The sequence below is a fragment of the Amycolatopsis australiensis genome (assembly GCF_900119165.1).
In the GTDB taxonomy this organism is placed as follows: domain Bacteria; phylum Actinomycetota; class Actinomycetes; order Mycobacteriales; family Pseudonocardiaceae; genus Amycolatopsis; species Amycolatopsis australiensis.
On record NZ_FPJG01000006.1, the window covers coordinates 7,390,042 to 7,413,246 of the forward strand.

At 73.3% G+C, this 23,205-nt stretch carries 20 protein-coding genes; 5 read left to right on the top strand and 15 right to left on the bottom strand.

The window, feature by feature from the left end; all coding sequences use genetic code 11:
• Positions 1–68: 68 nt before the first annotated feature.
• The 9 genes from BT341_RS35270 to BT341_RS35310 form a co-directional block, all read right to left on the bottom strand.
• Entirely contained in the window at positions 69–1,016 is a 948-nt protein-coding gene (locus tag BT341_RS35270; RefSeq protein ID WP_072480333.1) for a DUF389 domain-containing protein, read from the bottom strand.
• Positions 1,016–2,791: an aspartate--tRNA ligase gene (aspS, locus tag BT341_RS35275; protein ID WP_072480334.1), complete on the bottom strand. Its 1,776-nt coding sequence runs from the start codon at positions 2,789–2,791 to the stop codon at positions 1,016–1,018. Before aspS ends, BT341_RS35270 begins: the two co-directional genes overlap by 1 nt.
• A gap of 107 nt (positions 2,792–2,898) precedes the next feature.
• The gene (gene merB, locus BT341_RS35280) at positions 2,899–3,501 is read right to left on the bottom strand and encodes an organomercurial lyase (RefSeq protein WP_072480335.1); all 603 of its coding nucleotides are present in this window, start codon (positions 3,499–3,501) and stop codon (positions 2,899–2,901) included.
• Positions 3,502–3,985: 484 nt separating this feature from the next.
• Positions 3,986–5,881, bottom strand: a complete 1,896-nt coding sequence (locus BT341_RS35285) for an intein-containing Rv2578c family radical SAM protein (protein ID WP_177328973.1) — start codon at positions 5,879–5,881, stop codon at positions 3,986–3,988.
• Between the two features lie 302 nt (positions 5,882–6,183).
• Positions 6,184–7,614, bottom strand: coding sequence for a Si-specific NAD(P)(+) transhydrogenase (sthA, locus tag BT341_RS35290; RefSeq protein ID WP_072480337.1), 1,431 nt, complete (start codon positions 7,612–7,614; stop codon positions 6,184–6,186).
• Positions 7,615–7,747: 133 nt separating this feature from the next.
• Entirely contained in the window at positions 7,748–9,055 is a 1,308-nt protein-coding gene (locus tag BT341_RS35295) for a type I glutamate--ammonia ligase (protein ID WP_072482360.1), read from the bottom strand.
• Positions 9,052–10,791: an IucA/IucC family protein gene (locus BT341_RS35300; protein WP_072480338.1), complete on the bottom strand. Its 1,740-nt coding sequence runs from the start codon at positions 10,789–10,791 to the stop codon at positions 9,052–9,054. The genes BT341_RS35295 and BT341_RS35300 overlap by 4 nt, the downstream gene beginning before the upstream one ends.
• Positions 10,788–12,065 carry a lysine N(6)-hydroxylase/L-ornithine N(5)-oxygenase family protein gene (locus BT341_RS35305; RefSeq protein WP_072480339.1) on the bottom strand — a complete coding sequence of 426 codons (1,278 nt, stop codon included), beginning with the start codon at positions 12,063–12,065 and terminating at the stop codon, positions 10,788–10,790. Before BT341_RS35305 ends, BT341_RS35300 begins: the two co-directional genes overlap by 4 nt.
• Positions 12,062–13,768 (bottom strand): pyridoxal phosphate-dependent decarboxylase family protein, encoded by a 1,707-nt coding sequence (locus BT341_RS35310; protein ID WP_072480340.1) that lies wholly within the window; start codon positions 13,766–13,768, stop codon positions 12,062–12,064. Before BT341_RS35310 ends, BT341_RS35305 begins: the two co-directional genes overlap by 4 nt.
• A 151-nt stretch (positions 13,769–13,919) precedes the next feature.
• On the opposite strand from BT341_RS35310, the gene BT341_RS35315 reads away from it, so the two are divergent.
• Genes BT341_RS35315 through crcB form a run of 3 tightly spaced genes read left to right on the top strand, consistent with a single transcriptional unit; the run spans position 13,920 to position 15,015 of the window.
• Complete coding sequence (locus BT341_RS35315; RefSeq protein ID WP_072480341.1) at positions 13,920–14,312, top strand: fluoride efflux transporter FluC; 393 nt, start codon at positions 13,920–13,922, stop codon at positions 14,310–14,312.
• Positions 14,312–14,644 (top strand): DUF190 domain-containing protein, encoded by a 333-nt coding sequence (locus BT341_RS35320; RefSeq protein ID WP_072480342.1) that lies wholly within the window; start codon positions 14,312–14,314, stop codon positions 14,642–14,644. Before BT341_RS35315 ends, BT341_RS35320 begins: the two co-directional genes overlap by 1 nt.
• Positions 14,641–15,015 carry a fluoride efflux transporter CrcB gene (crcB, locus tag BT341_RS35325; protein WP_072480343.1) on the top strand — a complete coding sequence of 125 codons (375 nt, stop codon included), beginning with the start codon at positions 14,641–14,643 and terminating at the stop codon, positions 15,013–15,015. The genes BT341_RS35320 and crcB overlap by 4 nt, the downstream gene beginning before the upstream one ends.
• Positions 15,016–15,094: 79 nt before the next feature.
• Here the strand turns inward: crcB and BT341_RS35330 are convergent, their stop codons facing one another.
• The 5 genes from BT341_RS35330 to BT341_RS35350 are packed head-to-tail and all read right to left on the bottom strand — an operon-like array spanning position 15,095 to position 19,818.
• Positions 15,095–16,045 carry an LLM class F420-dependent oxidoreductase gene (locus BT341_RS35330; protein ID WP_072480344.1) on the bottom strand — a complete coding sequence of 317 codons (951 nt, stop codon included), beginning with the start codon at positions 16,043–16,045 and terminating at the stop codon, positions 15,095–15,097.
• On the bottom strand, positions 16,042–18,141 hold the full coding sequence (locus BT341_RS35335; RefSeq protein WP_072480345.1) for a S9 family peptidase: 2,100 nt from the start codon (positions 18,139–18,141) through the stop codon (positions 16,042–16,044). The genes BT341_RS35330 and BT341_RS35335 overlap by 4 nt, the downstream gene beginning before the upstream one ends.
• Positions 18,142–18,161: 20 nt before the next feature.
• Positions 18,162–19,013 (bottom strand): PPK2 family polyphosphate kinase, encoded by an 852-nt coding sequence (locus BT341_RS35340; protein WP_072480346.1) that lies wholly within the window; start codon positions 19,011–19,013, stop codon positions 18,162–18,164.
• 17 nt (positions 19,014–19,030) lie between these two features.
• The gene (locus BT341_RS35345; protein ID WP_072480347.1) at positions 19,031–19,498 is read right to left on the bottom strand and encodes an SRPBCC family protein; all 468 of its coding nucleotides are present in this window, start codon (positions 19,496–19,498) and stop codon (positions 19,031–19,033) included.
• Complete coding sequence (locus BT341_RS35350) at positions 19,495–19,818, bottom strand: ArsR/SmtB family transcription factor (protein ID WP_072480348.1); 324 nt, start codon at positions 19,816–19,818, stop codon at positions 19,495–19,497. Before BT341_RS35350 ends, BT341_RS35345 begins: the two co-directional genes overlap by 4 nt.
• Positions 19,819–19,962: 144 nt before the next feature.
• Between BT341_RS35350 and rocD the strand changes: the two genes are divergently transcribed.
• Positions 19,963–21,195, top strand: coding sequence for an ornithine--oxo-acid transaminase (gene rocD, locus BT341_RS35355; RefSeq protein WP_072480349.1), 1,233 nt, complete (start codon positions 19,963–19,965; stop codon positions 21,193–21,195).
• Positions 21,196–21,604: 409 nt separating this feature from the next.
• The gene (locus BT341_RS35360) at positions 21,605–22,171 is read left to right on the top strand and encodes a phosphatase PAP2 family protein (RefSeq protein ID WP_072480350.1); all 567 of its coding nucleotides are present in this window, start codon (positions 21,605–21,607) and stop codon (positions 22,169–22,171) included.
• Here the strand turns inward: BT341_RS35360 and zapE are convergent.
• Positions 22,125–23,144, bottom strand: coding sequence for a cell division protein ZapE (gene zapE, locus BT341_RS35365; protein ID WP_072480351.1), 1,020 nt, complete (start codon positions 23,142–23,144; stop codon positions 22,125–22,127). The genes BT341_RS35360 and zapE overlap by 47 nt on opposite strands.
• Positions 23,145–23,205 lie beyond the last annotated feature (61 nt).

Genomic DNA, 23,205 nt, shown 5'->3' on the forward strand with positions numbered 1-23,205 from the left:
ACCCTACTCGTGACTGAGCAACCATGACTACTGACAACCGGACAGGGAGGAGCTCCCGGCCGGCGGGGTCATCCCCGTGAAAGCGGACGCGTCCCCATCGGTGAACGTTGCCCATTCCGGCGCACGATCAACACAATGGCCGCAGCTGCAACGATTCCGAGAAGGTTCACCAGCAGCTGCCCGACCGACTGGAGGCACCGGCTCCACTCCCCCTTCACGGCGGCGACGACCGCGTAGCCGGCGGCCGGCACCGTCGTCACGGAGATGAAGACGCCCACGAGCGCGGCCGACTTCGCCGAGGTCATGGCCAGCATCCCGGCCGCGCCGGCGAGCATCGCGACGACCAGTGACGGCACGCCGACGGAGAAGACGAAGTCGACGTCGCTGTGCTGCTTCAGCTCGAACGCCTGCTCGCCGAAGACGTCGGTCACGCGGACCAGCAGGGCGCCACCCAGCGTGACCACCATGGCCAGCGGGAAGCCCACGGCCAGCGCCGCGGCCGCCTGCCCGGCGAGGTCGCGGCGCCGCAGCACCAGGCCGACCGCCAGGGCCGCGAGCGGCCCGAACTCGGGGCCGACGACCATCGCGCCGACGATCGTCACCGCCGAGTCGGTGAGCACGCCGGCCGCGGCGAGCAGGCACGCGATGGTGAGGAACGCCAGGTACGTCACGTTGAGCCGCGACTCCTCGCCGGTCCGGGCGACCAGCTCCTCCCACACGACGGCGTCCGCGCCTTCGCCCGGCGCGGCCTCCTCCGCCGCGTCGGCGGCGTCCGACAACGCCGTGTCGAGCGATTCGAGCGTGATGCCGCCGGTGTGGTCGAGCTCGAGCCCGCACAACGCGCCGACGATCTCGTCCGCCGCCTCCCGCGCGATGTCGGCCTCGACCAGGTCGCCTTCGGGTGCGACGGCGGCACCGCGGTGCACGACCAGGTGCGCCGTCCCGGCGTGTGCCCGCAGGACTTCGAGCGCCTCGGCGGTCTTGTCCGGCGGGCACACAGCCCTCAGGTGCAGCACTACTTCTGCGGCGGGGTGGCCGGCTTCGCGTCGATGCCGGCCTCCTTGCGCTGCTGCGCCGTGATCGGCGCGGGCGCCGCGGTCAGCGGGTCGTAGCCGCCGCCGGTCTTCGGGAACGCGATCACGTCACGCAGCGAGTCGGCCTTGGCCAGCAGCATGACGATCCGGTCCCAGCCGAACGCGATGCCGCCGTGCGGCGGCGGGCCGAACTGGAAGGCGTCGAGCAGGAAGCCGAACTTCTCCTGCGCTTCCTCCTCGCCGAGGCCCATCAGGTTGAACACGCGCTTCTGCACGTCGGCGCGGTGGATACGGATCGAGCCGCCGCCGATCTCGTTGCCGTTGCAGACGATGTCGTAGGCGTAGGCGAGCGCGTTGCCCGGGTCCTGCTCGAACTTGTCGATCCACTCCGGCGTCGGCGAGGTGAACGCGTGGTGCACGGCGGTCCACTTGCCGGAGCCGACGGCGACGTCGTCCCCGATCTCCTCGACCGGCGCGAACAGCGGCGCGTCGACCACCCAGACGAACGACCAGGCGTTCTCGTCGATCAGGCCGAGCCGCTTGCCGATCTCGTCGCGGGCCGCGCCGAGCAGCGGCTGCGTGGTCGCGGCCTTGCCGGCGGAGAAGAAGATGCAGTCGCCCGGCTTCGCGCCCGCCGCTGCGACGACGTTCTCACGCTCGTGCTCCGACAGGTTCTTCGCGACCGGGCCGCCGAGCGTGCCGTCCTCGTTGACGAGGATGTACGCGAGGCCCTTGGCGCCACGCTGCTTCGCCCACTCCTGCCACGCGTCGAGCTGGCGGCGCGGCTGGCTCGCCCCGCCCGCCATGACGACCGCCCCGACGTACGGCGCCTGGAACACGCGGAACGGCGTGTCGGCGAAGAACTCCGTCATGTCGGTGATCTCGAGGTCGAAGCGCAGGTCCGGCTTGTCCGAGCCGTACTTGGCCATCGCCTCGTGGTAGGTGATGCGCGGGATGGGCCGCGGGATCTCGTGCCCGATCAGCTGCCACAGCGCCGAGACGATGTCCTCGCCGAGCTTGATGACGTCGTCCTGCTCGACGAAGCTCATCTCGATGTCGAGCTGGGTGAACTCGGGCTGGCGGTCGGCGCGGAAGTCCTCGTCGCGGTAGCAGCGCGCGATCTGGTAGTACCGCTCCAGCCCGCCGACCATGAGCAGCTGCTTGAACAGCTGCGGCGACTGCGGCAGCGCGTACCAGGAACCGGGCTTGAGCCGGGCCGGGACCAGGAAGTCGCGCGCGCCTTCGGGGGTGGAGCGCGTCATGGTCGGGGTCTCGACCTCGACGAAGTCCTGCGCGTGCAGCACCTCGCGCGCGACGCGGCTGACCTCGCTGCGCAGCCGCATGGCCGCGGCCGGGCCGCTGCGGCGCAGGTCGAGGTAGCGGTGCTTGAGCCGCACCTCCTCGCCGACGTCGACGCGGTCGTCGATCGGGAACGGCAGCGGCGCGGACTCGGAGAGGACTTCCAGCTCGGTCGCGAGGACCTCGATCTCGCCGGTCGGGATGTCGGTGTTCGCGTTGCCTTCGGGGCGCTTCGAGACCTCGCCGACGATCTTGACGCAGAACTCCGAGCGCAGCGCGTGCGCGCGCTCGGCCATTTCGCCCTCGCGGAAGACGACCTGGGCGACGCCGCTGGCGTCACGGAGGTCGATGAAGATGACGCCGCCGTGATCTCGCCGCCGGGCCACCCATCCGGTGAGGGTGACGGTCTGTCCGGCCTGCTCGGCACGCAGGGTGCCGGCTCGGTGAGTGCGGAGCACTGCGACTGCTCTCCTTCGAGGTGGATGGTTCGCCAACGGAAAGGCTAACGAAGTGCCCAGCGTACGACGTCGGCAGGCTCGCCCGCGCGGCAGTTCCGGGCGAGTGTTCAGAGCACGAAACGCGGCCGGGCCTCGAGCGCGGCCACCAGGCGGTGCGCCTGGGCCAGGTAGGCGGCGACCTGGTAGATCCGCCCGCCCGGGTGAGTGGCGAGCCAGCCGGCGGCGGCCGGGGCGGAGGCGAAGAACGGCTGGCCCGCGCAGGCGACCGCGTCGGCGTGCTCGAGCCCGAAGCCGAGGTCGACCGCCGCGACGACGGCCGACGGCGGGTCGGCCTGGACGATCGCGTGCGCGGTGAGGTCGATGCGGATGCGCGTCCCGGTGACCGGGCAGGTCGCGGCCGCGTGGACGCGCTCGCCGGTGGCGACGGCGAGCAGGAACATGTCGACGGTGCCGTCCGGGCCGGCGCCGAGGGTGCCCTCGGCGGGTTCGAGCCGGTGGTGCGCCCCGCGCGGCGCGGGTCCGGTGCTCACGAGGTCGCGGTGCAGCGTGAAGCCGATGAGTTCGACGAGCCGGCGCGCTTCGGCCGGCGTGACGCCGACGGTCGCGGCGAGCCGTTCGACGCTCACGGGGTGCCGTCCGGCGCGGGTCAGCTTGAGGGCGGCCCACGCGAGCCGGGCGGCCGCGACCCGGTCGGTCCGCGAGGTCGTCATCGCCGCGCTCCCTTCCGCATCGATCGCTTCGACGTTAGGCGCCGGTGAGGTGGGACGACAACGACACGACCGGACATTTTCCCGCAAGCCCCCGACAGACCGGCGCAAGACGGCCGGGATTACGGCGATCGGCGCAGCGGCAGCCCCGCGACCGGCGGCGGGGGTGACGGCTTCACCCGGACGGCGGCGGGGGTGACGGCTTCACCCGGACGGCGGCCGGGCGGAGCATGACGCACCGACCGGGGTGCTTGTCCACAAAGGACCGGAAGCGGGCCGGACGCAAGCCGGACGCGAGCCGGACCGGTGAAGGCACACCGCACGGCCGGCCGCCGGAAGCCGAGCGGGCCACGGGAGCCGACCGAGACGGCCCCGCCGCACAACCGGACCAGCCACCGGAAACCAAGCCGCACCGCGACCGCCCCCACCGCACAACCGGACCGCCCACCCGCGGCAAAGTCGCCGGTGGTGCCGTCACGGGCGGCCTTCACAGCAACCGCAGCTGTTCCGCCTCCGGCACCTCCTCCCGCTGCTCCGGCACCGAAGCCGCGCGGGCGTCGAACCCCGTCTTCGGCGCCAACCCGTGCCGTCGCAGCAGCGGCGCCACCCGCTCCCCCAACCGCTCGCGATACGCCTTCTGCACGTAACTCCCCCGGGCGTACAGCTCCCGGTACCGCGGCACCAGCGCCGGGTACGTGGCCGCCAGCCACCGGCCGAACCACTCGCGGGCGCCCGGGCGCAGGTGCAGCGGGATCACCGTCACGCTCGACGCCCCCGCCTCCGCCAGCCGGGCGAACAGCGTGTCCAGCGCCTCCGGCGAGTCCGTCAGCCACGGCAGCACCGGCGCCACCAGCACCGAGCACGGCAGGCCGGCGTCGCGGGCCTTGCGGATCAGCTCCAGCCTGGCCCGCGGGCTCGGCGTGCCCGGCTCGAGGCGGTGCTGCAGCTCGCCGTCGAGCAGGGCCAGCGACACCGCCAGCGACACCGGCACGTCCGCCGAGACGTCGCGCAGCAGCGGCAGGTCGCGCGTCAGCACCGTGCCCTTCGTCAGCACCGACAACGGCGTCCCGGACCGCGCCAGCGCCGTGATGATTCCCGGCATCAGCCGGTAGCGGCCCTCCGCGCGCTGGTACGGGTCGGTGTTCGTGCCCATCGCCACGTGCTCGCGCCGCCACGACGGCTTCTTCAGCTGGGCCGCCAGCACCTGCGGCGCGTTGATCTTCACGACGACCTGCGTGTCGAAGTCGCGGCCCGCGTCGAAGTCCAGGTACGTGTGCGTGTTCCGGGCGAAGCAGTTGTGCGACACCATGCCGTCGGCGATGAAGTCGCCGGTGCCCGTGGTGATGTCGAACAGCGGCAGCTGCAATCCCAGCGGCTCGATCGCCTCGACGCGGCGGCGGCTCGCGCCGATCACCGCGCCGTCCAGCGAGCGCTTCCACCCCACCGCCGGGTTGCTCACGTGCAGGAACCGCAGCACTTCCGCGGTCCCGCCGAGCAGCCGGACCTCCTGGCGGGCGGGGAACTTCGGCACCTCGTCGATCTGGTGGGCGAAGCCGAAGCGGGTGAGCGCCGCCGCGAAGGCCTCGACGATCTCGGGCTCGTCGTGGGCCACGGCGAGCACGCCGCGCCCGAAGTCGCCCGCGAGGTCGAAGACGCCGGCGAGGAACCCGCGCTGCCAGTGCGCATCCGGCTCCGGCGGCACCTGGAGGAACCCGACGGACGCACCGAAGTCCGGCAGGTACTCCAGCGCCCGCGCGGCGGCGTCCGCCTCCGCGGCGAACCCGCCCGAGCGCAGCATCCCGCACAGGTAGCCGGCCCGGTAGCCGAGCGTCTCGTCCGGCGTCGGCTCGAACCGGCCGACGCCGATCAGCTCGGTGCCCGGCTCCAGGTGCGGCCGCTGGGCCGCGCCGAACTTGCTGCCGGTGACGTGCTTCCAGCCCTTGCTGGTGAGGAACCGGTGGTCGCCGCCGGCGACGAGCCGGGTGCCGTCTTCGAGCGTCACCCGGTACGCGGCGCGCAGGGTCGTCCAGTGCGCTTCGACGCGGGTCGGCACGAGCCGCCGGGACGCGCCGTGGCCGCGGGTGCCGTAGATGGTGTCGCCGACCTTCAGCTCCGACAGCGCCTTCGTGCGGCCGTCGGCCATCAGGATCCGGGTGCCGCCCTCGAGGCAGTACGTGCAGGCGTGGGAGCACCCGCGGTACGGGTTGACGGTCCAGCCGAACGGCACCCCGGACCCGGACGGCACCTTGTTCAGCACCGAGCGGGCGTGCACCTCGTGGAAGGTGACGCCGTCGAAATCCGGTGACCGCACCGATCGCACCAGGCCCTCCAGCCCGGGCAGTGCCGGCTCACCCTGCCCTGCTCGCTGCCGATCCCATCGCACGACGTCAGTCGAACATATGTTCTAGTCAGGTGTCAAACCGGTTCGCCGCCGCAGAACCCAGGCCGGGGCGGATGGTGCTGGTGTGACTGGCGGGACGGCGCTGAGCCAACCGGGTGGCGTTCCGCCGGCCACTCGCGGCCGGCGTGGGCGCTCTGCGCCCGTCACGACGCCGGAAAGCAGGATCGGTGAACTCCCGGACCGCGAAGATCATGCTCGCCGCGACGCGGACGGCTGCCGGGTGGACGCCGTCGGCCGTGCCGCGCCGGCCGGCCCGGGGTCCGGCGGGGCGAAGCTGGACCCGCTCAGGAGGAGAAGCGGTCCAGCGCCCTGATCTTGTTGGTCGCGTCGAGCGCCGCCACCTTGTACGCCTCCGACAGCGTCGGGTAGTTGAACACCGCGTCGACCAGGTAGTCGACGGTGCCGCCGCAGCCCATCACCGCCTGTCCGATGTGGACGAGGTCGGTGGCGCCCGTGCCGAACACGTGGACGCCCAGCAGCTTCCGGTCCGCCGTGGACACCAGCAGCTTGAGCATGCCGTAACTGTCGCCGGTGATCTGGCCGCGCGCCAGCTCCCGGTAGCGCGCGATGCCCACCTCGTACGGCACCGACGACGACGTCAGCTGCGCCTCCGTCGCGCCCACGTAGGAAATTTCGGGGATCGTGTAGATGCCGATCGGCTGCAGCGCACCCAGGCCGTTCGCCGGTTCGCCGAACGCGTGGTACGCGGCGAGCCTGCCCTGGTCCATCGACGTCGCCGCCAGCGCCGGGAAGCCGATCACGTCGCCGACCGCGTAGATGTGCGGCACCTCGGTGCGGTAGTTCGCGTCGACGACCAGGCGGCCGCGCTCGTCCGCGGTCAGGCCCGCCGCCTCGAGGTTCAGCTCGCCGGTCATGCCCTGCCGTCCCGCCGAGTACATGACGCCGTCGGCCGGGATGCGCTTGCCGCTGACCAGCGTGGTGATCGTGGCCTGGTCGGACACGGCGACGTCCGCGACCTTCTCGCCGAAGCGGAACGTGACGCCGAGGTCGCGCAGCTGGAACTTGAGCGACTCGACGATCTCCGGGTCGCAGAAGTCGAGCATGTGGTCGCGCTGCTCGACCACGGTCACCCGCGAGCCGAGCGCGGCGAACATCGACGCGTACTCGATCCCGATCACCCCCGCGCCCACCACGACCAGCGACGACGGGATCTGCTCGAGGCGCAGGATCTCGTCGGAGTCGAGCACGCGCGCGGCGTCGAAGTCGACGTGCCCGGGCCGCGCGGGCCGGGTGCCGGTGGCGATCACGACGTAGTCCGCGCTCAGCGTCCGCCGGTCGCCGCGGTGGCGGCCTTCGACGACCACGGTGTGCGGGTCGGCGAAGGAGCCGGTGCCGGCGATCAGGTCGACGTGGTTGCGCATCAGCTGCGCGCGCACGACCTGGACCTCGCGCCCGACGACGTGCTGGGTGCGCGCCAGCAGGTCGGCGATCGTGATGTCCTGCTTCACGCGGTAGCTGGCGCCGTACAGCTCGCGCTGGTTCATGCCGGTCAGGTAGAGCACGGCCTCCCGCAGCGTCTTGGACGGGATCGTGCCGGTGTTGACGCAGACGCCGCCGACCATGTCGTGCCGGTCCACGACCGCGACCCGCTTGCCGAGCTTCGCCGCGGCGATCGCGGCCTTCTGGCCGCCGGGGCCCGAACCGATGACGATGAGGTCGTACTCGTGCTCGCTCACGACGTCGAGCCTGCGCATCCGGGCGTCCCGGCGCAACCCCCGGCCGGTGAAGATCCGCCCGCTTCCCCGCTCCGGGGCTGGCCGACGACGCGACCGGCGCCGTGCTGACGAGGTCGCCGCGACCTGACAGCCGGAGGGGCCGTCAGCCCGGTCACGACCGCAGGGCGCCCCGCCGCCGCTGCCAGTCCGTGACCGTCTCCAGCCCCGACTCGATCTCCTCCGTCAACGACGCCGCCAGCTGGGCCGCGACGTCCGTGCCCAGCAGCTCCGCCACGCGGTCCACCAGCGACAGCGCCTCCCACGGCGATCCCGCCAACGTCCCCACCGGCACCCCGGGCTCCGGCGGCGCCAGCCCCTCCTCCAGCCCGGACTGGCCCGCCGCCAGCAGGGCCGCCACCACCAGGTGCGGCTGCGCGTCCGCGCCCGGGAAGCGGAACTCCAGGCGGCGGTTGCCGCCGAAACCCGCCACCCGCACCGCGGCCGTCCGGTCGTCGTGGCCCCACCGCACCTCGCGCGGCGAAAACGGCGCTGTCCGCAGGCGCACGTAGCTGTTCCACGTCGGGGCCCACACCGCCGTCAACGCCCGCGCCTCGCGCAGCACGCCCGCCAGGAAGCCGCCCAGCAAGTCCGGCGCCGAACCGTCCATGGCGGACAGCGACAGGTGCACGTGCCCCGAATTCCCTTGCCCCGCAGCGGGAGCCGCCAGATACGACGCGGTGACGGAATGGCGGGCCGCGACCCGGCGCACGATCAGCTGCTGCAGCAGCACGTCGTCGCACGCGGCCAGGGCGTCGCGGTGGCGCAGCACTATCTCGTACTGTCCCGGATGGCACTCCGCGCGCGCCGACTCGACACCCAGCCCGGCCTCGTCGAGCGCCAGCCGCACGTCGGCCAGCAGCGGCGCCAGGCTCTCGGTTCCACCCACCGCGTAGTCCACGCCGTGGGCCGTCAGCGGCGCGCCGGACGCGCCGGAAAACACCACTTCGTGCTCGATGCCCACCGACGGCACCAGCCCCAGGCCTTCCAGCGCCGCCAGCTGGCCGCGCAGCACCTCGCGCGGCGCCAGCTCCGCCGCCTCGCCGGTCGGCCACTCCGCGTCGCACACCACCGCCCACGTCCGGTCGCCCAGCGGGACCGCGGTCGCCGCGTCCGGGCGCATCCGCAGGTCACCGAAGCCTTCGACGTACCCGCCCAGCGCTCCGGATGCCGGCAGCGGGTCGCGTGACGGCGTCCACGCGAACACGTAACTGCAGACGCCGTAACCGTCGTCGAGCGCCGAAGCGGCGAACGGCCCGGCCAGCTCGACCGCCGCGAACCGCGCGTGCGGGTCGGGCACCAGCAGGAGCAGCCGCGCGCCGTCCTCGGCCAGCACCCCGCGCAGCACGGACGCGCCCGCCGACGCCGCGGCGCGGCGGGCGGCCAGTGACCGCGGGCCGCCGGGCCGCGCGAACGGCGTCACCACGCGCCGCCCGGATCCGGCGCGTGCAGCGGGTTCGGGACGCGGCCCCAGCGGACGTCGAACTCGTCGTCGCGCTCCACCTTGTCGAAGCCCTGGCCGGCGAAGTGCTCCCGGTTCAGCGTCACGCGCTCGACGTCCGGGGCGAACAGGCGGCAGGCGTCGAAGCGCGCGGCCACGTCCGGGTTCTCGTCGCGGTAGCGGCCGGCGATCTCCCGCACCGGCGCCCAGAACCGCGCCCGCGGCAGGCCCAGCTCATCGAGCAGGACCTCGGCCCAGAACCGGAACTGACCGGCGAACACCGAGCTGAACAGCGACTGGGCGAGCAGGTGCGCGGGCCAGCGCAGCATGTCCGCCGCGGCCTCCGGCGGCAGCGACGCGTAGCTCTCCAGCGGTTCGTCGAGCAGGTCGACGCCCTGGGCGAAGTCCTTGATCAGCACCCGTTGCGGCAACCCGGCGGCGTCCACGACGAGGACGAGGTTCTGGCCGTGCGGGCAGAACCCCACGCCGTGCCGCAGCAGCCACTGCAGCAACGGCGTCAGCAGCAGGTCGAACAGCCGCGTCAGCCACGCCTGCGCGTCGCCGCCGCCGATGAGGTGCGCCAGCACGGAAACCCCGTCCGGCCCGCGGTAGGGCAGGGCGGCGAACGAAAGCGCGCGCTCCCCCTCGCCCAGCTGCGCGGCCAGGGGCTCCCGCCAGAGCGCGCCCAAGGTCTCGTGGAACCGGTACGGCAGCTGTTCGAGGTGCCCGAACAGCGGGTGCTTCACCGACACGCTCGCGACCTCGCCCAGCAACCCGAACCGGTACTTTTCGCTCAGCAGCGGGTCGCCGGCGCTGATCCGCCGCAGCCACGAGGTGACCGACGGCCCGGCGAGCGTGGCCGCCGAGTTCAGGCCGCGGTAGACGAGCGTGTTGCGCACCGACACCGCGGTCTTGACGTCGTGGCGGCCCGGTGTCGTCACGTTCGCCAGGGTCCGGACCGTCTGGTGCGGACGGTAGGCGTCGGCGCTCTCCCCGAGTTCGATCACGGCGCCGGTGGCGAGTTCGGCGGCGTAGAGCGTGCCCAGGATTTCGTCGGCCTGCCACGGGTGCACCGGCACCCAGACGTAGTCCGCGGGCGCGCGGGCCGCGAACTCCGCCCGCCGAGGACCGAGTTCGGCGTCCAGCAGGGCGTCCCGGCTCAGCTCGCCGACGCAGCGGAACTCGGCGTGGTCCGGGTGCACGGCGAACCAGCGCAGCCGGACGTCGGCGCCGGCCTCGGGCGCGTAGCGGGCGCGGTCACGCGCGGAGAACCCGACGCGGCCCTTGTTGAGCACGAGCCGCGGGTGGCCGGTGAGGTGCCCGTCGGCGAGGTTGTAGTCCATTGCGGACACCTCGGCGGCGGTCGGCGCGCGACGCAGGCGGGCCGCCTCGTTCGCCACCGTCGCGGTCAGCTCGGCGAGGACGTCCGCCAGCCGCAACCCGCCGAGCCCCAGCGGTTCCCGCGCGTCCACGACGAGGGTGCGCGGATCGGTGGCGGGCTCGCCGGACCGGTACGCGCTGCCGGGCTCGACCGTCCACGCTTCGAAGGCGCCGCGCCGGGCCCGGAAGGTGTAGACCACGCCGCGCGGCAGGTCCAGCCGGTAGCCGTCGCCGTCGGCGACCGGTTCCAGCATGTGCTCGTAGGACAGCTCCCCGAGCATCTTGTGCACGATGAGGGCTCCGGCCGCGCGCCAGGCGGCGGCGTCGTCGAGGGTCACTGGTCCTCCAGGCCGAACGTGGTGAAGGCGGTGCGGGCGGGCAGGTCGTAGACGGTCTTGCCGCAGACGGCGTTGAGGATCACGGCCGCGCGCCAGGCCCCGAGGCCGAGGTCGGGCGCGCCGGGCCCGTGGGTGTGCCGTTCCGCGTTCTGCACGAACAGCGGGCCCGGCACGTCGAGCGCGACGCGGTAGTCGGCGCCGACTTCCAGCCGGCCCTTCCGGTCGCGGTGGACGGCGTCGCCGAGCCCGGCCAGCAGCTTCCCGGTCGGGGTTTCCGCGTAACCGGTGGCCGCGACGACGGCGCCGGTGCGCAGGGTGGCACTCCGGCCCTGCTGGACGTGCCGGACCCCGAGTTCGATCTCGCCGTCCACCAGGGACGCCGTCACCACCTCGACGCCGGGGGTGAGCACCGCGCCCGGCGGCCCGCTGATGCTGCGTCGGTACAGCTCGTCGTGGATCGCACCGATGGTCTCGGTGTCGATGCCCTTGTACAGCTGCCATTGCGCGGGCAGCAGCCGGTCGCGGACGGCTTCGGGCAGGCCGTGGAAGTACGCCGTGTAGTCCGGGGTGAACTGCTCCAGCCCGAGCTTCGAGTACTCCATCGGCGCGAACGCGGGCGTCCGGGCGAGCCACCGCAGTCCGTCCACAGTGGATCGTGAGCGCAGCAGGTCGAGCACGACCTCCGCCCCGGACTGCCCGGACCCGACCACCGTGACGCGCTCGGCGGCCAGGAGCTTTTCGCGGTGGGCCAGGTAGTCGGCCGAGTGCAGGGCCAGGGCGCCGGGGTCCGCGACGAGGTCCCGCAGCGGTCCCGGCACCGAAGGCACCGAGCCGACGCCGAGCACGACGGCGTCGGCGAGGACCGGCTCGGCTCCCGCGACCGTCAGCTCGAAGGCGTCGTCCACCCAGCGGACGGCGGTGACCTCGTGACCGAACCGGCACGACGGCAGCCGGGCCGCGGCCCACCGGCCGTAGTCGTCGTATTCGGCGCGCGGGATGTGGAACCGCTCGGCGAAGTAGAACGGCAGCAGCCGCCCGCGGTCGCGCAGGTAGTTGAGGAAGGACAACGGGCTGGTCGGGTCGACGAGCGTGACCAGGTCGGCGAGGAACGGCACCTGCAGCGTCGCGCCGTCGACCAGCAGGCCGGGGTGCCAGCGGAACTCCGGGCGCGCGTCGAAGAACACCGCGTCGAGGCTGTCGATCCCGGCGGCCAGCGCCGCGAGCGAGAGGTTGAACGGCCCGATCCCGATGCCCGCCAGGTGGTGGCGCCTCACGAAGCGACCGGGTTTTCCCGGACGGCCACGAGCTCGGCGCCGGCGGTCGCGACGATCCGGTCGAGCAGCGTGCGGTAATCGGCGGCGGTGGTGTGCGGGTGCAGCAGCGTCAGCTTGAGCCACAGCTGGGTGGCGCCGCCGGGCCCGGTCGGCAGCGCGGCGCGGCCGATGACCGCGGTACCCGCTTCGAGGAGGGCGCGGCGGATGCGGGCGACGAGCTCGTCACCACCGGTCTCCTCGGCGGCGACCGGCCGCAGGACCACGGTGGACAGCTCGGGCGGGCCCCAGAGGCGGAGGCCGGGGTGCGCGTCGACCAGCTCGGCGACCTGGGTCGCGGTGGCGCAGCAGCGTTCGACGAGGGCGCCGAGGCCGTCGGTGCCGAGCGCGCGCACGGTGACGGCCATCCGGAAGGCGTCCGGGCGGCGGGACGTGCGGATCGAGCGGCCGAGCAGGTCGGGCAGGCCGGCCTCGGTGTCGTCGCCGGCGTTGAGGTACTCGGCACGGACGGTGAGCGCGGCGAGGTCGGCGGCCTCCCGGGCGGCGAAGAGCCCGGCGGCGACCGGCTGCCAGCCGAACTTGTGCAGGTCGAGGGCGACGGAGTCGGCCAGCTCGAGCCCGGCGAGCTTCGGGCGCAGGGCGTCGCTGCAGAGGGCGGTGCCGCCGTACGCGGCGTCGACGTGCAGGCGGGCCCCGGCGCGGCGGCAGATCCCGGCGATTTCGGGCAACGGGTCGAGGGTGCCGGTGTTGGTGGTCCCGGCGGTGGCGACGACGACGGTGTGCGGCCCGGCGGCGTCGGCGAGGGCACCGGGAAGCAGCCGGTCGCGTTCGCACGGGACGACGACGGGCGCGGGAAGGCCGAGCAGCCAGGCGGCGCGGGCGACGCTGTGGTGGGCGTTGGCCCCGCAGACAACCTGGCGGATGCCGTGTTCGCGGGCGAGGAGCAGACCGAGGAGGTTGGACTCGGTGCCGCCGGTGGTGACGACGGCGTCGGGGGTCCCGGCGTGGGGATAACACAATCGGGCGATTCCGGCGGTGAACTCCCGCTCGAGCTCGCTGGCGACGGGTGCCTGGTCCCAGGAGTCCATGGAGGGGTTGAGGGCACTGGCGACGACATCGGCGGCAACGGCCACGGCGAGCGGCGGGCAGTGCAGGTGGGCGGCACAGCCGGGATCGGCGGGATCGGCGGAGCCGGCGGCGAGAAGCCGGCTCAGCTCTTCGAGCGCGGCTTCGGCCCCGACGCCTCGGCGAGGCAGCGCACCGGTAGTGGCGCCGGTGCCGCTCACCGGCTCGGGTTCACTCGGCCGAGCGGCGGGTCGGCGGGCGCCACGTTCAGTCGCACCCGGCTCGGCGCTCAACACCGCGGAGGCGGGTTGGCGGGCACTGCACTCAACCACACCCGGCTCGGCGCTCAGCACCGCGGCGGCGGCAGCCTCGCCCGCCGCCGCCGGCTCCCGCGCGGCGCCGGCCGGAGCCGCCGAGCGGTCGGAACCCGCAGCTCCCTCACCACCCGCGTGGCCGGCCACCCCCGCGTCCAGCTCGCCACCCTCCGCCACCAGTGCCGCCGCCACCGCCGCCGGGCCGCCTGCCGGGATCGGGCCGCCGCGTTCCGCGATGCCCGCCGCCATTCCGCGCAGTGCCACCGGGATCAGCTCGCCGAGCCGGTCCGCGCCGTCCGCGCCTCCGGCCAGCCCGTCTTCCCGCATCTCCCCGCCTTCCTTAGGGTTGCCTTGCCTACGCTGCGCAACAGTACGGCGACCGACGGCTGCCTGTCATCCGGCCCCACCCAGGATGCTCGACCGGGTGGCGGGGACGCGTCGGCCATCGGGAGTAGGTTCACCGCGAGGAGGTGATCACGTGCCCCGCTGGGACGTCCTGCTCGCGATCGGCGCGGGCGGCGCGCTGGGCAGCCTCGCCCGCTACGGCCTGTCGGTGGCGCTCCCGCACTCCCGCGGCGAGTTCGCCGTCGCGACGCTGGTCACCAACGTCCTCGGCTGCCTGCTCATCGGCGTCCTCATGGCCTTCCTGACGACGACCGCGCGGCCGCACCACCTGCTCCGCCCGTTCCTCGGCGTCGGCATCCTCGGTGGCTTCACGACGTTCTCCACGTTCGTGACCGACACCCTGGACGCGGCGGTGACCGGGCGGATACTGGGTTCGCTGGCCTACGCGCTCGCGTCGGTGGTGCTGTGCCTGGCCGCGGTCACGGCCGGCCTGACGGCGACGCGCGCGGTGCGGAAGGGACGCTGATGGAAGGACCTGCGACGCGGCTGACGATCTACCTCGGCGAAGACGACCACTGGCACCAGAAGCCGCTCTACCACGAGATCGTCCGCCGGGCACGGGACGCCGGGCTGGCCGGCGCTTCGGTGCTTCGCGGCGTCGAGGGCTACGGCGCGTCGTCGCTGATCCACACCACGCGGATCCTTTCGCTGTCGGAGGACCTGCCCGTGGTCATCGTCATCATCGACGCGGAGGAGAAGCTGCGGGCGTTCCTGCCGCAGCTGGACGAGCTGGTCGGCGAGGGACTGGTGACGCTCGACCGGGTCGAGGTGGTCCGCCACGTGGGACGGACGGAGTGACGCCGCTGCTGGTGGCCCTCGGCGGAGCGGCGGGGTCGATCCTGCGCTACCTGACCGACCGGCGCGTGCAGGCGTGGCGCGGCTCGCCGTTCCCGTTCGGGACGCTGACGGTGAACATCGCGGGCTCGTTCATCCTGGGCTTCGTGAGCGGCTGGCTCCTGCACGGCGCGGCACCGTCGTCGGTGCGCGCGCTGGTGGCGGTGGGCTTCTGCGGTGGCCTGACGACGTTCTCGACGTTCGGCTACGAGACCGTCCGGCTGTTCCTGGAGAAGACGCGGCTGCACGCAGTGCTGAACGTGGTGGTGACGGTTCTGGCCGGGCTGGCTTCGGGCGCGCTCGGGCTCCTGCTGGCGACCGGCGTCTTCGCCTAGTGTGAAGACCGGAAACCGACGTCTCCGTCCTCCTCCGGCACCCGGGAAACACCGGGTGCCGGAGGCTGGCCACGGAATATCAGCGCGGCGCCAGGCCGCGCACCTGCTCGAAGGGGTCCGTCCCCGTCGGCAGCAGCGCGATGACCGGCGTCGTCAGTCCGTTGTCCACATAGGACTGCACCTGCTCCCGGCACGACTCGACGCTGCCGTGGATCACCAGCTCGTCGACCACCGAGTCCGGGATCACCTGGTTGGCCTTCTGCCGGTCCCCGGCCGCCCACGCCTCGTGCATCGGGGCCAGCGCCTCGCCGCGGCCGAGCCAGTCGTGGAACGCCGCGTACACCGGGACCGTCAGGTAGCTCGAGATCAGCATCCGCCCGAGGCCGCGCGCCGCCTCGGCGTCCTCCGTCGGGCAGACGAAGATCCGGGCCGCCAGCTCGATGTCCGGGCCGATCACCGAACGCACCTTCGGCACGTCCGAAGCCGCCAGCCAGTTGGTGATCGCGCCGTCGGCCTCCCGGGCCGCCAGGCGCAGCATGCCCGGCCGCAACGCCGCCAGCATGATCGACGGCGGCGGGTCGGCCGGGCGCTCCAGCCGGAACTTCGACACGGCGAACGTCTCGTACTGCTCGCTGACCTTCTCCCCCGCCAGCGCCGTCCGCAGGAAGCGCAGCGTGTCGCGGGAGCGGGCGAACGGTTCGTCGAAGGAAGCCGCGTTCCACTGCGACACGATCACCGGGGACGACGCGCCGATGCCGAGGACGAACCGGCCGGGCGCCAGCTCGGCCACCGTCGCCGCCTGCATCGCCAGCAGACCCGGGCCGCGCGTGTACACCGGCACGATCGCCGTGCCCAGGCGCAGCTGCGGCGCCCACTGCGAGGCGAGCACCAGCGGCGTGAACGCGTCCGTGCCCGCGGTCTCGGCCGTCCACGCGTCGGTGTAGCCGAGGTCGGGCAGCTGCTCGACCAGCTCGCGGTGCGCGGTCAGCGGCACCCCGGTCAGCGGGATCGTGAGGCCCCAGCGGGTCATGCGTTCTCCTTCTCGACGGCGGAAAGCTCGCGCAGCAGCCAGTCCACCTGCGTGCGCATCAGGTTCTCCGCGACCTCTTCGGCCTGCGGCGTCATGTGGGTGGCGCCGGCCAGCGGCAGGAAGACGTGCGGACGGCCCTTCGCCAGCAGCGCCGACGACAGCCGCAGCGAGTGCGCGACGAACACGTTGTCGTCGGCCAGCCCGTGCACGATCAGCAGCGCCCGGCTCAGCTCGCCCGCGCTCTCGATCAGCGAGTTGTGCGCGTAGCACTCCGGATCGTCCTGCGGCTTGCCCAGGTACCGCTCGGTGTAGTGCGTGTCGTACAGCGACCAGTCGGTGACCGGCGCGCCCGCGACCGCCGCGTGGAAGACGTCCGGCCGCCGCAGCACCGCCAGCGCCGAGAGGTACCCGCCGTAGGACCAGCCGCGGATCGCCACGCGCTCCGGATCCAGCTCGGGACGAGACGCGGCCGCCGCCTGCAGCGCGTCGACCTGGTCCTGCAGCGTGACGTCGGCGAGGCGGCCGGCGATCTCGCGCTCCCACACCGCGCCGCGCCCTGGCGTGCCGCGGCCGTCCGCGACGAGCACCGCGAAGCCCTGGTCGGCCAGCCACTGCGACGTCAGGAACGCGTTGCGGCTCTGCAGGACCCGCTGGGCGTGCGGCCCGCCGTAGGGGTCGAGCAGCACCGGCAGCTTGCCCTCGCTCGGCTCGTAGCCACGCGGCAGGAGCAGCGCCGCGCGCAGGCCACGCTCCCCCAGCGTCAGCCACGTCAGGTTCGGCACGATGTCCGGGTCCACAGTGGACGCCGTGATCGACGCGGCCGGCGTGCCGTCGCGCAGCACCGATACGCGCGGGCCGCTGTACTCGAGGCTCCACGAGGAAAGCACGGTGACCGCGGCGGTCCCGGCACCGTGGTGCACGCCGTCCACAGTGGACAGGCGACGGACGGACGGCCCTTCGGTCCGGAAGACGTGGATCTGCGTCGGGTCGTCCTCGGAGGCGCTGAAGAGGATTTCGTCACCGACGTCGAGCACGGCCCGCAGCTGCAGCCCCGGCGGGGTGACGGCCTCGCCGCCGACGAACAGCCGGTGGTCGCCGTCGACCATGCCCTCGACCACCAGGCGGCCGTCGGGCGTCCACGCCGGGACGCCGGCGACGATGTCGATCCAGTGCCGGTCGGTCGCCGTGTGCACGACGGAGGTCGAGCCGTCGGCGACGTCCACGGCGAGGACGTCCATCCGCTTCTGGTCCCGCGGCTGCACGGCCAGCAGCGGCGGGCCACCGGCCGACCAGTGCACCGAGGCCAGGTACTCCCACTCGCCCCGCGAAACGTCGACCCGCGAGCCGTCCAGGCCGAGGATCGCCAAGGAAACCAGCGCGTTCGTGGTGCCCGCGGCCGGGTAGCCGACGACGTCGGCCGGGTGCTGCGGGTTGGCCGGGTCGGCGATGGTCCAGCGCGGGACCGGGCCGCGGTCGGAGCGTTCGGCCAGGATGCTGCGGCCGTCGGGGGCCCACCAGTAGCCGCGGGTGCGGTCCATCTCCTCGGCCGCGATGAACTCGGCGAGGCCCCAGGCGACGTCCTCGCCGTCCTCCTCGGCGAGCACGCGGTCGTCGCCGGTGGCCAGCTCCATCACGTGCAGCCGCCGGTTCTGCACGTAGGCGACGTGGGTGCCGGCCGGGTTCGGGCGCGGGTCGATCACGGCGCCGTCGACGCGCAGCGTCACCTCGCCCGACGCGAGGTCGAGGGTGTAGAGCTTGCCCGAGAGCGAGAACGCCGCGACGGTGAAGCCCGCGTCGACGCCGTAGTGGACGACGCCGCCGCCGGTCTCGCGGGCCCGCTCGCGGCGCGCCCGCTCCTCGGGCGGCAGTTCCTCCTCGCCGGGCAGCAGCTCGGCGGCGTCGACGAGCTTCGTCTCGGCGCCGGTCGCGAGGTCGGCCGACCACAGGCTGTGCCGGGGGTCGGTGCCCGACTCCGCGCGCAGGAACAGCACGCGGGAGCCGTCCGGGGCGACCCGGAACTCCTTCGGCGCGCCGAGGGTGAAGCGCTGGGTACGGGCCTGCTTACGGAGGAACGGGAGGTCGTCGGCATCGGTCACGCCCGCACTCTCTCAGACGGTCAGGCCGGGACGCCAACACCCTTGAGCTTCGCGAGTTCCGCGTCGACGTCGTAGTCCGGCTCCGGGAACCGCGGGCGCAGGTCGGCGAGGGTCTCGATGAGCAGCTCGGCGACCGCCCAGTTGCGGTACCACTTGTGGTCGGCGGGCACCGCGTACCAGGGCGCGTACGCGGTCGACGTGTGTTCGAAGATGTCGGTGTAGGCCTTCTCGTAGGCCGGCCAGTGCGACCGCGCCTCCAGGTCGCCCGGGTTGTACTTCCAGCGCTTCTCCGGCGTGACGAGCCGGGCCTTCAGCCGCTTGAGCTGCTCCTCCGGCGAGATGTGCAGGAACACCTTCAGCACGGTCGTGCCCGCGTCGGCCAGTTCCTGCTCGAACGCGGTGATCTCGGCGTACCGGCGCCGGCGTTCGGCGTCGGTGAGCAGCCCGGACACGCGCGGGACCAGGATGTCCTCGTAGTGCGAGCGGTCGAAGACGCCGATCTGGCCGGGCGCGGGCAGCTGCTTGCGGATCCGCCACAGGTAGTGGTGCCGCTGTTCGGCCGCGGTCGGCTTCTTGAACGCGGCGTAGCGGACGCCCATCGGGTCGACCAGGCCGAGCACGTGCGACACCGTGCCGCCCTTGCCGGAGGTGTCCATGCCCTGCAGCACCAGCAGCACGCTGCGGCTGCCGCCGCCGACGCCCTCGGCGTAGAGCGACTCCTGCAGCGCGGACAGGCGTTCGCCCGCGCTGTCGAGCTTCGCCAGCGCCTTGGGCTTCTTGCCGGGCCCGACCGGGGCCGAGCCCGGGTCCGGCAGCTTCCCGCCGATGCGCAGCGCGTCCCGGACCCGGCTTCCGTCGTCCTTCTTCGCCATCCTGCGAAGTTACCCGCTCACGCGGCGGCTTTCTCGGCGAAGAGCTTCAGCAGCCCGCCGTGCCCGCCTTCGGTCGAGACGCCTTCGCGCACCTTCGCGGCGGTCGCGCCGTGCCGTTCGAAGGCCCGGTGCTCGAGTTCGACGCGCGTGCTGCGGGGTCCTTCCTCGATGAACCGGACCTCGATCTCGCTGGCGTGGGCTGGGTCCGGGTCGATCCGCCAGTCGCCGTCGATGCGCCACGACAGCACCACCCGGGCGGGTGGCTCCCAGGCGAGCACCTCGCCCCATTGGCACTCGGCGCCGTCCACGGTCTTCTCGTACCACCGCCCGCCCGGCCCGGGCTCGAGCACCGCCTCGGCGAGGTCGGCCTCGCCGAGGTGGTGCTCGCGCGGCCACCAGCTGTCGAAGGCCTCCGTGTAGGTCTTGAACGCGTGCTCTCGCGAGCAGGCGACGGTGATGCTCTTGCGGATCGGCTCCAAGCTCATGACTGCTCCTCTTCTTCGGTGGATTCCGCCAGTCGGGCGAACGAGCGGAGCGCGTCCGACCACATGCGGTCGAGGTAGGCGCGCACCGCGGCGATGCCGTCGGGCTCGAGGCGGTACAGCCGTTTCGTGCCCACGGCCCGGTCCGCGACCAGGCCGGCCTCCTTGAGCACCTTGAGGTGCTGGGAGACGGCCGGGCGGCTGATCGGCAGGTCCGCGGCCAGCTCGCCGACCGCGCGCGGCCCGGCCCGGAGCGCTTCGACGATCGCGCGCCGCGACGGGTCGGCCAGCGCGGCCAGCTGGTCGCTTCCGTAAGTCGCCACGAACGGTAAGTTACGACTTACGAATGCGACCGTCAACCGCTGTGCAGCGTTTCGGGGGTGTGACACGCGTATTGCGCAACGAACGACGGGTGAAAGCAATGATTCCCGGCTGAACTCTGCGTCTGCTGCCTCTAACCTGAACGCATGACGACGTTCGCCGGCCGGGAGACCGCCGCCCCCACCGCCGCGAGCTTCATCGAGCTCGACGAGCAATGGAGCACGCACAACTACCACCCGCTGCCCGTCGTGATCGCCGAAGCGTCCGGCGCTTCGGTGACCGACGTCGAAGGCCGGTCCTACCTGGACTTCCTCTCCGGGTACTCGGCGCTGAACTTCGGCCACCGCCACCCGGACCTGATCGCCGCCGCGGTCGCGCAGCTCGGGCGCGTCACCCTGACGTCGCGGGCGTTCCACCACGACCAGCTCGGCCTGTTCTGCCGCGAGCTGGCGGAGCTGACCGGCACCGAGCTGGTGCTGCCGATGAACTCGGGCGCCGAGGCCGTCGAGTCCGCGGTCAAGGTCGCCCGCAAGTGGGCCCACCAGGTCAAGGGCGTGCCGGACGGCACGGCCGAGATCATCGTCGCCGGCTCGAACTTCCACGGCCGCACCACCACGATCGTGTCGTTCTCGACCGACGAGACCGCGCGCGCCGACTTCGGCCCGTTCACGCCGGGCTTCGTCACGGTGAAGTACGGCGACGCCGCCGCCCTGCGCGACGCGATCACCCCGCGCACGGCCGCGGTGCTGCTGGAGCCGGTGCAGGGCGAGGCGGGCGTCATCGTGCCGCCGGAGGGCTACTTCGCCGAGGTCCGCGCCGCGTGCGACGAGCACGGCGTGCTGCTGATCGCCGACGAGATCCAGTCCGGGCTGGCCCGCACGGGCACGGTGCTGGCGCTGGACCACGAAGGCGTCCGCGCCGACGTGTACACGCTGGGCAAGGCCCTCGGCGGCGGCATCCTGCCGGTGTCGGCGGTGGTCGGCCGCCGCGACGTGCTGGGCGTGCTGAAGCCGGGCGAGCACGGCTCGACGTTCGGCGGCAACCCCGTCGCGTGCGCGGTCGGGCGCGCGGTGGTGAAGCTGCTGAAGACCGGCGAATTCCAGCAGCGGTCGGCGGAGCTGGGCGCCCACCTGCACGACCGGCTCACGGCCCTGATCGGCCACGGGCTGTCCGAGGTCCGCGGCCGCGGCCTGTGGGCGGGCATCGACATCGCGCCGGGCGGCCCGTCCGGCCGGGCGGCGTCGGAGGCACTGGCCGGCCGGGGCGTGCTGTGCAAGGAGACCCACGAGCGCACGCTGCGCGTGGCCCCGCCGCTGGTGATCACCCGCGCGGAGCTGGACCGCGGCATCGACGCGATCGCCGAGGTGGTCCGCCCCTGAAACCACCGGATGCCGCCGGGTGAGCCTCCCGCCCCGGCGGCATCCGGGCACAGCCCGACCGGACAGGAAGCCGGTCAACCCTGGAGAGCGGCTTCCCCGCCGTGCCAGTTCTTCGTGAAAGGGCGACGGCGTGGCCGACCTCAAGCGGCGGTGCTCACCGGAGCGGTCGCGACGGCGCTGGCGGCCACCGCGGCCCCGGCACTGGCCTCCCCGGGCGGCGGGCGTTCCGGCTGGGCGTCAACCACACGCCGCCGGTGCGCTGATTTCCCCATGTGTGAGGACTGGCGGGAAGGCGACCTCGAGGACATCGCCGCGCCAGCCTCCACCGGCCCGCACACCACAGCCGCACGCCGCGCGACCCAAGCCTCGGGCCCACCGCACCCCACGAGCCGCGACTACCCTCGCGCCGGTGAGAACTCTGTGGGTACCGGCCGTGATCTGCGGGCTGCTCGCACTGCTGCTGGGTCTTCCCTTCGCCGGCGGCACCAGCGCAGGCCCGCTCGACGCCGCGGTCGCCGGCTGGACCGCGCACCTCAGCCCCGGCCTCCTGCGCGTGCTCGTCTTCCCCACCGAGCCCTACGTCGTCGCCGTGCTGGCCCTGCTCGCTGTCGGGCTTTGCCTGCGCGGGCGGCGGCGCGCCGATGCCGTTCTCGCCGTCGCCGCTCCCGTCGCCGCCGTCCTGCTCACCGGCCTCCTCCTGAAACCGCTCTACGGCCGGTGGAAGAACGGCACCCTCGTCTACCCCAGCGGGCACACCGTCGGCCTCGTCGCCGTGCTCACCGTGCTCGTGCTCGTCACCCGCAAGGCGGTCGTCGCGATCCTCGCCGCCCTGGCTCTCGCCGCCGCCGCGGCCGGGCTCGTCGGGCTCGGCTACCACTACCTCACCGACGTCGCCGGCGGGACGCTGTTCGCCGTCGCCGTCGTGCTGCTCAGCTGGTCGGTGCTGCGTCGCGCGCCAGCGCCGTCAGCCGGCTGACCGCGCGCAGGTACTTCTTGCGGTAGCCGCCGTTCACCATCTCCTCGGTGAACAGCGACGGCAGCGGCTCGCCCGAGACCACCACCGGGATCGCCCGGTCGTAGAGGCGGTCCGCGAACGCCACCAGCCGCAGCGCCACGTTCTGGTCCGGTGCCGGGTGGACACCGCGCAGATGCACCCGCGTGACGCCGTCCAGCAGCCGTCCGTAGCGCGACGGGTGCAGCGAAGCCAGGTGCTCGCACAGCGCGTCGAAGTCGTCCACAGTGGACCCCTCGTGCGCGGCCGCCGACGACTCCAGCTCCTCGGCCGACACCGGCGGCGGCGCGTCCGGCAGGCCGCGGTGGCGGTAGTCCGGCCCGTCGACGCGCACCACGCCGAACCGGGCCGACAGCGACTGGATCTCGCGCAGGAAGTCCTCGGCGGCGAAGCGGCCTTCGCCGAGCTTCTCCGGCAACGTGTTCGACGTCGCCGCGACGTACACGCCGGCGTCCATCAGCTCCTGCAGCAGCCGCGTCACCAGCGTGGTGTCGCCCGGGTCGTCCAGCTCGAACTCGTCGATGGCCAGGATCCGGTGCTCCGCCAGCCGCCGCACCGCCTCGGCGAAGCCCAGCGCGCCGACGAGGTGGGTCAGCTCGACGAACGTGCCGTACGCCTTGGGCGACGGCGCCGCGTGCCACGTCGAGGCCAGCAGGTGCGTCTTGCCGACGCCGAACCCGCCGTCGAGGTAGAGCCCCATCGGCCCGGACGGCTCGGCCGGCCCGCCGAAGAGCTTGAACCGCTTCTTCTCGCGCCGCGCGCCCACCTTCCCGGCGAACGCCGAGCACGCCTCGACCGCCGCCGCCTGGCTCGGCTCGTCCGGGTTCGGGACGTAGGTCGAGAACCGCACGGCGTCGAAGCGCGGCGGCGGCACCAGCGCGCCGATCAGCTCGTCGGCGGACAGCTCGGGACGGCGGTCGGTGAGGTGCGCGGGCATGGTCGCAGAGCCTATCGGCCGCCTCGCCGCCGCCGGGCGGACAGATCCCCCGGTAGAGACG